Source organism: Thermogutta sp., assembly GCF_039793925.1.
Taxonomy (GTDB): domain Bacteria; phylum Planctomycetota; class Planctomycetia; order Pirellulales; family Thermoguttaceae; genus Thermogutta.
The window spans coordinates 1-14,709 of record NZ_JBAMME010000267.1; the positions used below are offsets into that span (position 1 = coordinate 1).

5 protein-coding genes are annotated in these 14,709 nt (G+C 57.2%); 4 read left to right on the forward strand and 1 reads right to left on the reverse strand.

The genetic code is table 11. The annotated features are described in order from the left end of the window. Positions 1–679 precede the first annotated feature (679 nt). Positions 680–3,415, forward strand: coding sequence for a pyruvate, phosphate dikinase (gene ppdK / locus ABJK56_RS13280; RefSeq protein WP_347245150.1), 2,736 nt, complete (start codon positions 680–682; stop codon positions 3,413–3,415). A 152-nt stretch (positions 3,416–3,567) separates the two neighbouring features. On the opposite strand, the gene ABJK56_RS13285 is transcribed toward ppdK, so the two are convergent. Continuing rightward, on the reverse strand, positions 3,568–7,977 hold the full coding sequence (locus ABJK56_RS13285; protein ID WP_347245151.1) for a tetratricopeptide repeat protein: 4,410 nt from the start codon (positions 7,975–7,977) through the stop codon (positions 3,568–3,570). 309 nt (positions 7,978–8,286) lie between these two features. On the opposite strand from ABJK56_RS13285, the gene ABJK56_RS13290 reads away from it, so the two are divergent. The 3 genes from ABJK56_RS13290 (at position 8,287) to ABJK56_RS13300 (ending at position 14,679) form a co-directional block, all read left to right on the forward strand. After that, a complete protein-coding gene (locus tag ABJK56_RS13290; RefSeq protein WP_347245152.1) occupies positions 8,287–9,321 on the forward strand; it encodes a hypothetical protein in 1,035 nt (344 codons plus the stop codon). An 887-nt stretch (positions 9,322–10,208) separates the two neighbouring features. Next, a complete protein-coding gene (locus tag ABJK56_RS13295; protein ID WP_347245153.1) occupies positions 10,209–11,006 on the forward strand; it encodes a hypothetical protein in 798 nt (265 codons plus the stop codon). 94 nt (positions 11,007–11,100) lie between these two features. Further along, a complete protein-coding gene (locus ABJK56_RS13300) occupies positions 11,101–14,679 on the forward strand; it encodes a right-handed parallel beta-helix repeat-containing protein (protein ID WP_347245154.1) in 3,579 nt (1,192 codons plus the stop codon). Positions 14,680–14,709 lie beyond the last annotated feature (30 nt).

Below are 14,709 nucleotides of genomic sequence, written 5' to 3' on the forward strand. Positions count from 1 at the left end.
CCGTCGGCATCCCGATAGGTCAGCCCCCTCAAAACGTGAACCCTGCCAACGTCCGATGAATCCGTATAGCTCTTCGAACGTTGATCCCCGCCACGGACCTGACAAGCAGGTCCCTCCAACGGATGTCTCGGAGGGGCACGCTCGTCGTGCCCCCAAACATCCGCCGAACAGACCGGCTTGTGTAGTCTGGAGCTCTCGAGAAATCTGTCGGTGTTTCGGAAGGACGTCCGGTGATGCAAGCCGAGCGCGACGAACATCACTATCTCGAACGTTCGATAGACCGATTTAAAAATTTAAGTCAACGAACACGCCCGCTCCTGGAACGGACTGCTGAAGCTTGTTTTGTTGGCTTCCCCGGCTCTTTCGTTGGTTGCTCAAGCTCCTTGGTTGATGCTCACAGCTCCGACCGAGTCGAGGCTGACACGGGATTCCAGGGCCCACAGTTTTACGGCGTTTTTACCATCGGCAGGCTGCACAAAATGCACGCAAGTCTCCTTTGTGGAGACTTCGGTTCGTTGACGGATGATCAGAGAAGGGGTAAACTACGTAATTCTTTCAGATCGTGCGATGAGCCGCTCTTTGTGGAGCACAGCCTCGAAGGAACTCGGGTGCAGTTAGACATACCTTTCGCCCCTTAAACCTAGTTTTTGTCAGCGGAAATTGTCAAGGAGTGTTCACGATGACGCAAACACCGAAGTACGTGTACTATTTTGGACCGGAGGGGACTGAGGGCAACGCTTCGATGGTGAATTTGCTGGGCGGCAAGGGAGCGAACCTGGCAGAAATGGCCGGGCATCCCGACTTGCGGCTTCCTGTCCCGGCTGGCTTCACTATCACCACGGAAGTGTGCACCTACTTTATGCAGCACGGCGGGCAGTATCCTCCGAGCTTGAAGGAGCAGGTCGAGGAGGCACTTCGAAAAGTCGAAAAGGCTATGGGAATGAAGTTTGGGGACCCAGAGAATCCCCTTTTGGTGTCCTGCCGGTCGGGTGCCCGTCGGTCCATGCCGGGAATGATGGAGACGGTACTGAACGTGGGGCTGTGCAGCAAGACCATTCCCGGACTGATCAAGAAGACGAACAACCCGCGATTTGTATACGACGCCTATCGGCGGCTCATCATGATGTATTCCGACGTGGTGATGGAAAAGGCCGAGGGTATCGAACCACCTGAGGGAATGGGAATCCGCGTGCAGCTTGAGCGGATGATGGAAGAGCTCAAGCACAAGAAAGGTTATGAAAAGGACACCGATCTGACGGCCGAAGATCTTCAGCAGCTTTGTGAAGCTTTCAAGGCCAAGGTCAAGGAAGTCCTCGGCAAGCCGTTCCCGGATGATCCGTTCGAACAACTGTGGGGTGGCATTGCCGCAGTGTTTAAGAGCTGGAACGGGAAGCGGGCAGTGGCCTATCGCCGTATTGAAGGAATTCCCGATGACTGGGGGACAGCCTGCAATGTGCAAAGCATGGTCTTCGGCAATATGGGTGACACATCAGCGACCGGGGTGGCGTTCACCCGGAACCCCGCCACGGGCGAAAACCAATTCTACGGCGAATGGCTCCCCAATGCACAGGGCGAAGACGTGGTGGCCGGCATCCGTACCCCGAACCCCTTGAATAAGGCCACCAAGACAGAGCAGAACAAGCATCTGCCGTCTCTGGAAGAGGCCATGCCGGAAATCTATCAGCAGCTCCTCGACATTCGCAATCGCTTGGAGCGGCACTATAAGGACATGCAGGATATCGAGTTCACCATCCAGGAAGGCAAGCTCTACATGTTGCAGTGCCGCGTGGGCAAGCGGACGGGAACTGCGGCTCTCAACATTGCCATGGATATGCTCAAGGAAGGCCTGATTGACGAGGAGACGGCCGTCCTCCGCGTGGCCCCTAAGCAGCTTGACGAGCTGCTCCATCCGATCGTCGATCCGAACGCCGAGAAAAAGGCCACGACGATTGCGTCGGGATTGCCAGCGGGCCCCGGCGGTGCTTGCGGACAAATCGTCTTCACCAGTGAAGACGCCGTGGAATGGACCAAGAAGGGTAAGAAAGTCATTCTTGTTCGTGAAGAAACCAACCCCGAAGATGTCGAAGGCATGCGGGCAGCTGTCGGGATCCTCACGGCGCGCGGTGGGATGACCAGTCACGCCGCGCTGGTTGCCCGTGGATGGGGCAAGTGCTGTATTGTGGGTGCGGGTAAGATCAAAGTTGACCCTGTAAAGAAATCCATGACCGTGAATGGCAAGACCTATAAAGAGGGCGACTGGATCACCCTCAATGGTACGCGGGGATTTGTCTATGAGGGTCAACTTCCTTTGATCGATGCCACCGAGAATCCGCGGCTCAAAGAGTTCATGGCGCTCGTGGAGAAATACCGGAAGCTCGGAGTGCGAACAAATGCCGACACACCAGCGGACGCCAAAATCGCTCGCGAATTCGGCGCGGAAGGGATCGGCCTGTTCCGCACGGAGCACATGTTCTACGGCGAAGGTTCTGACGAGCCCCTCTTCATCCTGCGGAAAATGATTCTCTCGCGGACTGCGGAGGAACGGCGCAAGGCCCTCGACGAGTTGTTCCCGTTCATGAAACGGGACATCAAGGGCACTCTGGAAGCCATGAACGGCCTACCAGTTACCATCCGGTTGCTGGATCCGCCGCTTCACGAGTTTGTTCCGCAGGATGAGGAGAAACAGGCCGAGCTGGCCAAGGCCATGGGTATTTCCGTCGAAGATGTGAAGCGCCGTGGGGAGGAACTCCACGAAACCAATCCGATGATGGGCCACCGTGGTGTTCGGCTCGGCATCACCTACCCGGAAATCACCGAGACGCAAGTGCGGGCCATTTTCGAGGCCACCGCTGAGCTCATTAAAGAAGGCAAGGATCCTCGTCCGGAAATCATGGTACCGGTGACCTGTGATGTCAAGGAACTCGATATCACGAAGCAGATTGTAGATCGCGTCCACGCCGAGGTAGAGAAGAAGTTTGGCGTGAAGATCGAGTATCTGTATGGCACGATGATCGAGATTCCGCGTGCCTGCCTCCTGGCCGACAAGATGGCGCGCACCGCTCAATTTTTCTCGTTCGGTACCAATGACCTGACACAAATGGGATTTGGTTTCAGCCGGGATGATATTGGCGGTTTCCTGCCGGACTATCTTGAGAAGCGCATCTTGATGGCCGACCCCTTCCAAACGATTGATCAGGAAGGGATTGGACAGCTCATCGAGATGGCAGTCCGAAAAGGGCGTGCCACGCGGTCTGATCTGAAAATCGGCATCTGCGGGGAACAGGGCGGCGATCCCGATTCGGTGGAGTTCTGCTTCAAAGTGGGCATGAACTACGTGAGTTGCTCGCCCTATCGGGTGCCCATCGCTCGGTTAGCCGCAGCGCAGGCCTCTATCAAGGCCAGCCGCAAGAACTAAGCTTCGCTTCCAAAAAGTGAAGGCGGCGGTTAAGCATGCCGGCCGCTTCTGTTGTAGCGAATTAACCGGGGGATTGTCCACAATCCCCCTTTTTTTCGTGCGCGCTCGAACACAAACCACTAGCCAACTGAGGAGAGTCCAGGCCTGCGCACTCAGTTTAAAGAGAGTCCCAGCTCTTTCAGTTCGGCCACAAGGCGTCGTAAGCGGGGGCGCTCGATGGGGGGGAGCGACTCTTCAGAAAGATGGTAGTTCGCCCGGCCTCTTTGAAATTCTCGCAACGCAGTGGCCTTGTCCCCTGAGAACCATAGACACTCCACAAGGTGAAAATAGTTAAGTGGCGAGGGTTCCTCCAAAACGGCCTGACGAGCATCGGAAATGGCCTCGGCAAGACGCCCCTGCCGCATTCGAACCACCGCGCGTGTGTCGAGAAAACTCCCAATCGGCCCTAGAACCGTGATGGCATGTTCGACAAGCTGCTCGGCTTCACGAAGCACTGCCTCGGTCTCCGAATGAGGAGCCTCTCCCTTCGCCGGGAGGTCGTGCTGGGCGCTCAAAATATAGGCCAAATTGTTTTCCAGGAGGGCTTTTTCCAGATCGGACAAACGGCTGTCCGTGAGGAGCTGGCGATAGAGTGGAATAAGCTCCTCGTAGCGTCCGGACAAATTGAGAAAGCTCGTGTACGCAAGAACAATTCCTTTATCAGCCCTGAAGTTGACGCTCGCTTGCTGAAACCAGGCGTCCACCCGTGCAAGATGACCTTGCGTAACAAGTTCGCGAGCAGTACGGAGACAGTTTACTGCGCACACAACAACACGTCCTATAGGAACATGGGCAAGGGCCTGCTGGCAGCAATCGAGGGCCGCGTCCAACTGTTTCTGACGCGCCAGGAAAAGAGCCTTGGCGATCAGTGCTTCAGGATAAGTGGTCGCTACCTGTTCCAAGGCCTCGGAAGTGAGCGAGGTCATGCCGGCCCTTTCGGCCATTTCAGCAAGCTGGATGACCTGATCGTACTTGCGGTCCTCGATGGCTTTCGACACCAAGGTTCGCCAGCGGGCCTCGATGTCCTTCGTGTTCCCGGCCTGGACCGCCAGACGCATTTTCAATTCCAGGACAACGGGTGAGTCACTTCCCAACTGAGCCTCAAGTTTCTCGAGATACGGCCGAATCTCCTCTCCTGGCGACTCGTGGGCCAGCATCTCACGGATAAAGAAAGCAAGCTGGGTCGGGGTCGGTTCCGACGTTTGCTGGAACAACGCGGCCATTTGCAAGCGGGCGTCCGGCCAGCGTCCCAGAGCCGCGAGAATCTGAGCGTAAACGAAACGATCTTCCGCAGAGAGGATCACGCCTTCGCGAAGCAATCTCTGATACATGTCAGCGGCTTCCTGTTTCGCCGTCCGCTCCGGCCGATTTGCCAAAATTCTGGCCAAAAGACACCGATCCGAAACCTGCGACGCCTGCTTCAAGTTCGCTTCCAGAAGTGACCGGCCACGCACGAAGTCTCGATAATCCGCGGATTTGGCCAGGAGTTGCGCGAGATTCCGCCGTGCGTTGCGGAGGGTCTCTTCACTCACTACAAGATTGTTCGCCGAAGCCGCAATAATCCGTTCGAGAGCAACCTGGCACTGCCGGATCTCACCATGGCGCAAGGCGAATCCCGCCCAGTCGAGCAGCAAATCGGCATCTCGTGGAGCCTCGGCCATCGCCTGGCGAAAGCATTGTTCCGCCTGGCGGATGTCGCCCACCGCTTCGTATCCCAGGGCGAGGACGCGGAGCGACGGAGCGTCCTTTTTCAGCGAGTCAGCCAGTTTCTCCAGTCGCTTCCGAGCTTCGGAGTCGCGGGCGGTCCGGGCCAGGTAAATGATTTGCGCCAGTGCAATCTGAGGCGCATGCGGAGCAAGCTGTTGTGCCTTTTCAAATGCCTGGTCGGCCTCCTCGGTATACCGACTGCTGCTCAGAAGTTGGGCCCACCAAAGCCAATCCAGGGCATCGCTCGATTTTTCTATTATTGGTCCAAGCACCTGTTTCACCCTGTCGAACTCCCCCTGCTGGGCCCAGATTTCCGCCTGAAGTTTCAGACGTTGGAGGTTGATATTGCCAGCCTGTTGGGGCGTCGTCTGCAGCAGCCTTTCGGCTTCCGACCGTTGGCCGACAAGAAGCAACAATCGAGCCAGCTCCTCTCGTCCCTGGGAGCCCAGAAGACCGCGCTGTTCCAACGATCGCAGGGCATCGATGGCTGCCTCCCAGCGGCCTTCGAGTTGTGCAATTCGGGCCTCCAAGCGAATTAAGTCTGGCCAAAAGGGGAGATATCGCCGGGCTATTGCAATTTGGGACTTTGCATCCGCCAGCAGCCGTTCCCGTTCGGAGGCAGACATGCTGGGCTGAGAAGCCCGCCCCACATCAATCATGGCTCTGCCGTATGCGGTGACACGTCCCGCCCCACCTTCGACACGGCGAATCCGTTCCAGAATCCTGTCGGCATCCTCCCAGTCCCCTTGAGTGACCGCAACCTCCAGATGTAAGCGGTGAATTTCGATGTCATTTGGGTCGATCACCGCAAGTTCCCGGGCTATTTCCGCGGATCGATCCCAATTTCCCGATTGAAGCACAACACGCAGCACCGCACGAAGGACCATTTGCCTGTCGACCGTCTTCAGTTGTTTCGCTTTCGCCACAACGCCAGACAGTATTTCGTCTCGCCGATCTTGCTCTGCATGCTGGATCAACTCTACCCAGGCGAGCAAAATTTCCGGCCGCAGTCCAAACTGTTTTTCGGCGGCCAAGAGCTGATCACGCGCCTCAGAAATCCGCCCGGCTCGGCCCAATAGTTCGCCAAGTACGACCCATAGATTCAAAGAAGGTTTTGCTCGAATCGCTTCCTCCAGTAACTTGATAGCCTGGTCCACCTCACGCTGTGCCTGTAGCCATCGGACCTGAAGCAACGTTTTTTGCTCTGAGGACAAAGCAGGAGAACTCTCCAGCGACTGGCGGATGTCATCGAGTTGCTTCCAAAGAGGATCCTGCGGACTTAAATCCGTTCGGCTGTTTAGGGTCGTGAGGAAATACGCCATCTGGAACTCGGGGGAAGCGGCCCAGGATGATGCCGCGCCACTTTGCGTCAGCTTGGTGATCGCTTCCTGGGCCACTTCAGTCATCCCTTGGGAAAGAAGCCAGTTGATCCACGCGAGCTGAACCCGCGAAGAGTCCGAGAATCTTTCGCGCAGTTCCGCGAGAAGCGCCCCGGCCGCGTCCGAGGCACCCGCCTGCGTGTAAGCTAAGACCAAAGTCAGTCCTGTGGTTTCCGCTCGCGGATCATTTTTGTCCAGGAATTTGCGGAAAAGCTCATCAAGTGGCCCGATGCTCTCGCGCGCCCGTCCTTCAAAAACCGACACACGGAACTGCCACAGCTCGAGAGTGTCTGGGTCAAACTGAGCTTTCTGCATCTGTTGAATGACGGAACGAGCCCCCAGGATATCCGGAGGCGTTTTACGAAGAAAAACTTCAACAAGGTCAGGCAGGAAAGCAGCATTTTGCTCGGCTAGCAACCGCAAGTACTTTTCCTGGGTGGCCAAATCACCGGTCAATCTTGCCCATTTCACCATGCCCGACCAGACCCGTTCGTCGTCCGGCGCAATTGCCACGGCTTTTTCAAAAAAGTCGTGAGCTTGCGAAAGCCGATTATCGCCAAGTTCCAGCTCACCTTTGACCAGCAGAGCCTCAATGTTTTTGGGCTCCTTGCTCACAGCGGTATCGGCGTCTTTTTTGGCCGCAGCCAGTGCCTCGTTTGCTTCCTGCGGATTGGCTGAGGTCTGGGCTACCCACAGCCAAAATCCCGCCCGACGAGCGTAGGCCGCTGCAGAGTCCGGATTCTTTGCCACCAATTCCTCCATTACTTGCCGCGCGGACTCGTCGTCGCGCACCATCTCATCCCGATAGCACCGGGCCAAAAGTGTGTATGCGTCAAGCACATCAGGATGCCGGGTGAGGCACTCCTGAAGGGTCTTAATGGCTTCCAAAGGCTGAGCCCGCGCGATTTGACACCTCGCCACATTGAGAACCGCTTCTGGACTGTCGGGCTCCATCTGTCGCAAATGGGACCAGGCGGACAGCGCCTCGTTCCACCGGCCCAGGCGCATTGCCACCTTCCCGAATGCGCGCAGGAGCTCGCGATTTTCCGGAAAGCGCGCCAGTGTCCTATTCAGCACGCGGTACGCGTTAAGCTGGAGCTGTGCATTGGTGGGAGAGTTCTGTGCCTGTTCGCTGACTGCTAGCGCCAGTCGGATGGCCACGTCACTGTCTTTCGGCCGATACCGCAAATACAAATCGTAATTCTTCACCACGCCTGCCAATGCCTGGGCCAGTGCTGTTCTGTCCCTTCGGTCGCGGGCAGAGGCGGCTTGTTGTTCGAATCGCTCGGCGCGCTGACGGATTCGGTCGGCCGTTCTCTCCAACTGCCGGTGATGCAGCCACGAGAGTCCGACTCCTCCGGCCACGCTCACCACGACGAGCAACAGCCATGCAGGCCAGTTGAATCGCCATCGGACGGGTGACTTGCTGGACATCATGGCTAACGCTCTTGAGAGGCGATCACTTTCATGGTTCTGTAGGCGGCCCGCGTTCCGAGTGGCCTGTCCTGGTCCGGCCCGACTTCGTTCACAAACTCTTCAGATAGCGACTGCTCATTACCTTTTGCGAGTACCTGGAGTTGAGAGACGCTTAAGCAACCTATGCATTTTACTTATTTTAATTGCACACAAAACTGCTCTTGCACACGGTGGGAGATATCGGTATGGAAGGGCTACCGCAGAACCACGGCCGGCCCCGTTGGTCAACTCAATGGGGGGCCGACCTAGCCCTGGTTTGTAGTTTCACCCATGTCATTTCCTCGGCTCACGCTCTTATTGTTGAGCATAGGAGTCTTTTTCTACTCAGGCTGTCGGACGCCTCAGGTTGTCACACAGCTTGAACGCGAAAACTACGCGCTCGAAAACAAGATTTGGGAACTTGTGGACTTGCTCGAGCAGAAGCAGGCCGAGCTGGACGCGTGTCGATCGGAGCTGGAGCGGCTGAGAACGCAAACCAGCCAGCGTGATCACACACCGACACAACGGGGAAGTATTTCGGACGCTGCAGCTCCTCTGTGGACACACCCTTCCGGGCAAAGCATGACCGTGGCACCCCCTGTTGCGGACGCCGAAACGCCCCGTCAAGCCATTGCAGCGCCCAAAATTGAAATCGCCCCACCGCAAGCGGAAACCACCCCCGAAGCCGCGTTTCCCTCGCGCCCCTCCTCCCAGCCGGGACCCGGCAGATCATCCTCCGAGATCGAACCACCCCTTTGGCTCAGCCCTCAAGCAAATTCGCAACCGTCACCACCACAAATTCTGCCTCCCAGTTCGAGGGATCAAGCGGCCCCCCTGGACGGCGCCTCCCACGACGGCGGTGCCAATCTCACACCGGCACCGAGCATCGGTGACCGACTGCCTTCCGCGGATTTCACGTCCCCGCAGAACGCCGCGCACGACCCGGAGCAACTGCTTTTGCCTTTGGATCACGCTACTGGGCGTGACTACGATGGCCTCCCCGGCGATGACGGAATCGCCATTCTGCTCCAACCAGCTGACTCCCGGGGAAAGATCATACTCGAACCGGGGACGGTTACTGTGGTTGCCGTGGACCCGCAGGCGCGAGGCCCTGCGGCGAGAATTGCGCGATGGGAAATCCAACCCGAGGAACTCCAAAGTTACCTGCTCAACCGACCCGAGATCCAGGGATTTCTCCTAGAACTTCCCTGGCCCGAGGCTCCGCCTCCGCATGATCATTTAAAAGTCTTCGTCCGGTATGAAACGGGATCCGGGAAGCGGCTGGAAAACCAGGTGGACGTGACCGTGCGTCTTGCCCATCAGTGACCCAAAAAGCGACACGTCCTTTCAATCCGTCAGTCTTGCCCAATACTCCGCAAAGGACCGTGACGGAAAACTCAGCCGCCACTGCTTTTAAAAGCTCGCTGGGCCTCCGTCCGCTATCCCCCGAAATGTGAGGCTTGGCAAACGGCATCCCGTCCGTGGGGAGGTCTCTCGTGTGTCCAGGGTGTGGAATCGCGCCGATGCCGTCCTTGCCGTACGTGGTGCACATAGTACGCGCCGACGACACCCATCATCTGCGCCAGCAGCAACCAAGCTGGGTGAATCACCGGCGAGTAAAGTCGGGGCCTCGCGGCCAGCCACCACGCGATCTCCCAACCATCTTTGGTTCTCCGCCAAAGGTCCGACATATCCTGCCCTGCACCCTTTTCTTGCAAACCGATGTTTGTTAAGCAGGAGAGAAGCCCCTCCCCTACCACAAGCACAGCCACACAGAGCAACGCCAGCACAACGAAATGACGCACAGCGGTTCAGCCCTTTCTCAAGAGAGTTGTCCAACACGAAAAGTTTCGCGATGAGAGCCTCGCAGGCGATTCCCCTAACCGGTGACCACCTGAAAAGACAAATGGCAATTGTTATGCCCATCCTGTTGGGATCGATTCTCCGACGGGCGGTAGCTCGATCATTGCCGCAAGGAGTACCGCGGGAAAATGAACGCTCCTTCGATCAACGTTGACCAAAATCAACACCCGCACAGCTGGCCTTACGGAGTGTTGCAACGAACCAACACTCAGGCATGAACCCAAGCCAACGAAATTGAGGCTTCTTGTGGTACTAGCCCCGTGGAAATAAAATGGGGGCCTCACAGGAGCCGGCCCGTTTGGTTCGTTTGCACTCTGACTCGTGTTCTCTCCCTTGCATGGAGAAGCGTCATGAAACCCATTTGCCCCTCCTGCCATCAAGAGATTCCCGTGGAAGACGTGCATCTGGAGACGGGATTGGGCCGGTGTCGCTACTGCAATGAGATTTTCGAAATTCCCGAGCTCGTTGAGCATATTAAGACAATCCAGGCGGCTCCGGCACGCGATGCTCCGAAGGCTCCGCCCGTCAAGCCTATAGACACCCGGATACGCCTGATCCGCAAGAACGACAAAATGTTAATCGATCTGCCACCCGGGGGATTAAAGGCCCCGGCGGTGGGCCTTCTTCTGTTCAGCTTGTTCTGGCTGGCTTTTGTCGCCTTTTGGACTGCCAGTGCACTCGGGCTTTTCTTTAATCCAGGGAAATTCCCCAAGTGGGAGAATATTGTCTTCGCCTTGTTTTCAATCCCGTTTTGGTTCGTCGGCCTTGGCCTTTTCGGGGGTGCTCTCGCTGCTATGTTTTCCCGGCGAATTGTCTACCTCGACAGCTCCTGGCTGGAAAGTCACTGGAAATGCCTTTTCCTTTCTTTCCGAAAACGAGTCAGTCGTGAAGACGTGCAGATGGTACGCGTCGCTACACCGCCGATTTTTAGGGCCGACAGCGGAGCCCAAGCAGGACCCTGGTTCGGCGTTGAAATCGTTTACCTAAAGGGTAAGATCAAAATTCCTTGTGAAAGTGAAGCAGAACAGAATTGGTTGCTGGCGGAAATCAATCAGTTTCTGGAAACAGTTCCTTACCAACCCAATTACCTGAGCGAAGGCTACACAGAGTCCGGAGAGCTGTTCGGGGAAACATCCTCAAAAGGGTAGGCATCAACCACCAACTGACATCCGACCTGCCATTCCCAGCAGTCCACCAGAATCAAAGGTTTCTTGCTCCGGTAATGCTGAAAGGAAGAGTACGATGCGAAATTTGTTGCCGATGGTGCGTGGAATCATACAGTTTTTAGCACTATGCGGCCTTGGCTTTCTGGGTGGCGCATCGTCAGCCACCCCACCTTTGCGTAACTACGTGTTCGACGAGAGCCCATTGCCCCTCCGCGAAAGTGCGAGCTTGGGGACAGAGAAAGCACCCCTGCGGTTGCCTGTTTCCGCAAGTCTACCCAGCAAACAAGGGAGGACTGACCAAAGCGAGACATATATTCTCGACACCACGGCCTACGAGGGACCACCTTTCGACGCAAGCCAGGGTTTCACCATCGAGGTGGTCTTTCGCCAGTTCGGGCAGGGAAGTCAACTGGGAAATGGTCGGCCGAACGGGATGATCTTTGCTCAGGGCGACGGCTACTGGCATGGCTTGCGGCTGTACTGTGACACTTCAACAGGACGACTCCATTTTGAAATGGGACGGCCGCAGCCCCGAAATGCGTTCGGCATCAGTTCGCCGCTCGGAATCCCTCGGGGGGTGTGGCAGCATGTGGCGGTCACCTGGGATCGACAACAACTTCGGCTGTTCTGGAATGGCGTTCTCGTCGCGGCCAGTCCTTACGACGAGGCGTACACCCCACCAAATGGTCCTCTCCGCATTGGTTACGCTGACGCTGGGGTAGGCTCTTTGCGGTTGCAGGTTGCTCAATGGGTGGTTTACGCCGAAGCTCTTTCTCCAGCAGTCGTCGCGGAACATGCCCTCTCCGCCATTCCTGGCCCGATGAATGTCGATGATACGCCGTCCCACTTCGGGCCCCCCACCTTTTTGCGATGGCAGGAGGCTACTGAACAGGCGGCCAGCGGCAAGTGGCGTGAAGCCGGGGAAATGTGGGCCGCCTTGGCCGTTCATCCTCAAGCAAGTTCTGAAATCCGCGCACTGGGCAGGTTTGCCGGGGCGGTCGCCAAGCGTCTTTATGGCGCCACGGGGCAAGCCGTGGTGGACTGGGCTGCCCTTTCACAAGGGGAAAATGTCCCCGAAATCATCAAACTCAACGCTGCCGCATCGTGCCTTTTGGCAACCAACGGGACGCTCTGGGCACTACCCATCCCCCAGCTCTACGAGAGCCTCCTCCAAATGCGGGAATGGTCTGCCGAGGAACGGACCACGCTTCTCCTCCTCGCCGGTGAAGCTGCTCTCCAAGCAGGAACGAGCGCCATCGCACAGAAACGATTTGTGGAGGCACTTGATTCACCATCTCTCACCGAATCTCAGCGATGGGATGTTAAACTCCGCATGGCGCACGCGTTGCGGGAAGGCCAACAGTGGAACGAGGCTCGCGACGCCTACCGGGACATTGCAGAAAATCCTCAAGCACCGTCTCCCGTCCGCAGTCTGTCGTGGTTGGGATGGGCATCCACGTATGAGCGAGCAGGACAATGGCGGGAAGCCGCGCAAGCCTACCGCAAAGTGGCGGCCATGGAGGATGTGTACCCAGTTCATCGATGGGAAGCGGAGGAGCTTGCCCGCGAGATGGAGCGCCTTGGGGAGGGATTACCCCGTCGAGATCCCCAGTGGCATCGCACCCCCATCCCGGCATTTCCAACGCCGGGGCTGGTGCTTCATGTGGCACCGCATGGTAACGACGCTCACTCGGGCACCGCCGACGCCCCACTCGCCTCGCTGGCTGCAGCGCGGGATCGCATACGGCAGATCAGAAAAGAGCAAAGCTTGCCCCGTGGGGGAATCACCGTGTTGGTCCATAGGGGAATCTACCGCATGTCCGAAACACTGGAATTGACGGAAGAGGACTCTGGCACGGCGGACAGCCCCATTGTGTATCGCGCGGCCGACAATGAAACACCCGTGTTCACCGGAGGGACAGTTCTCACAGGAGCTGAACCTGTGCGTGATCATGCAATCAGGGACAGATTGCCTCAATCGGTGCGTGACAAGGTCCTGCAAATCGACCTCCGGGCAAACGGCATCAAGGATCTCGGAAGTCTGGGCCCTCGCGGGTTCGGTCTTGCGGGTTATCCGGCACATCCTTGGGTGGATGTTTATTTCAATGATCGCCCGGGCACGCTTGCCCGATGGCCAAACGAAGGCTTCCTAGCCATCCAGGGGCTGGCGACTCCCGCAGGCGACGCAGGAGCCGGCAAACCGGCGGTTTGGAAGGTTGAGGGACGGCCTCTGGGATGGGCCCCCAGCGACGACATTTGGATGTTCGGCTACTGGCGCTATCTTTGGGCGGGGACCACCATTCAGGTGGCCAAAATAGACCCCCAATCCCGCCAATTGACCACCGCCGGAAGCTCTGGCTATGGCTTCGGGGAAGGGATGCCCTACTATTTTTTCAACGTGCTGGAAGAGCTTGACCAGCCGGGCGAGTGGTATCTCGATCGCACCCGGGGAATTCTGTATTTCTATCCACCCGGTGATATCAGCAAGCTGCGCATTACGTTTCCGACACTCGCGACCCCCTTCGTGCGGATGAAGAATTGCGCCCATGTGCGACTGGTTAAGCTCACTTTTGAATGTGGGCGTGCCGAAGGGGTTGTCATTGAGGGTGGGCAGGAAGTTGCCCTTCTGGGGTGCCGGATTATGCGGCTGGGAACCAACGGCGTCATCATTCTGGGTGGTGCCAAGCATCTCGTGATGGGCTGCGACATCGGAACACTGGGAGCCGGCGGCATCCGATTGGCAGGCGGCGACGAGAAAACGCTCACCCCCTCCGGCCATATCGTGGAAAACTGCCACATCTGGGAATTCAGCCGGGTCGACCGTAACTACGCTCCTGCCGTGCATGCGGATGGGGTGGGAAGCATAATCCGGCACAATCTCTTGCATGATTCCCCTCATCACGGGATGCGACTAGAGGGATTTGACCATCTCGTGGAACTCAATGAGGTCCACAGTGTTGTTTACGAAGCGGACGACCAGTCGGGGATCGATATGTTCGGCAATCCTGTAAGTCGCGGCAACGTGCTGCGATGGAACTTCTGGCATCATATTGGGAGCGGTCACGATGTCGCCGGACAGGCGGGCATCCGTCTTGACGACATGATCAGCGGAGTGGTCGTTTACGGGAATGTCTTCTATCGTTCGGCAGGTGGATGGTTTGGTGGCTTGCAGATCCACGGCGGGAAAGATAATTGGGTCGACAACAACCTTTTCATTGACTGCAAAGCAGCGATCAGCTTTTCCCCATGGAGCGAGTCTCGCTGGGTCGAAAGTGTTCAACGCTGGTTGGAAAACGCACGGGGCCGAGGACTCGACGTCACCAAGCCACCCTTTTCAACCAGGTACCCGGAGCTACTCGATCTGGAATCTCATCCCAATCGGAATTTCATTTTGCGGTCATTGGTCGTCAATTGCGGTGAATTCGCCATTCGTGACCCGGGAGTCAACGTTTTCTTGGACAACCACGTTGCCGAGGGTGATATCGGTTTTGAGTCGGTGTCCGAGCGTCGCTTCGGGCTGAAATCCGAGGCAAAGCCCTTCCAGTGGTTTTATTTCCGAGCCATTCCGTTTGACGAAATCGGACTGTATCCCAGCCCGGTCCGCGCAACATGGCCGGTGGAGCACAGCGTTTCGCCGAAGTACGTGGCCGAGTAAACCTGAATCCCCGGCAATGGCCCAGCAACT

Coding starts and splice junctions, on each gene's coding strand:
- ABJK56_RS13300 (WP_347245154.1), top strand. CDS start 11,101: ATGCGAAATTTGTTGCCGATGGTGCGTGGAATCATACAGTTTTTAGCA.
- ABJK56_RS13285 (WP_347245151.1), bottom strand. CDS start 7,977: ATGATGTCCAGCAAGTCACCCGTCCGATGGCGATTCAACTGGCCTGCA.
- ppdK (WP_347245150.1), top strand. CDS start 680: ATGACGCAAACACCGAAGTACGTGTACTATTTTGGACCGGAGGGGACT.
- ABJK56_RS13290 (WP_347245152.1), top strand. CDS start 8,287: ATGTCATTTCCTCGGCTCACGCTCTTATTGTTGAGCATAGGAGTCTTT.
- ABJK56_RS13295 (WP_347245153.1), top strand. CDS start 10,209: ATGAAACCCATTTGCCCCTCCTGCCATCAAGAGATTCCCGTGGAAGAC.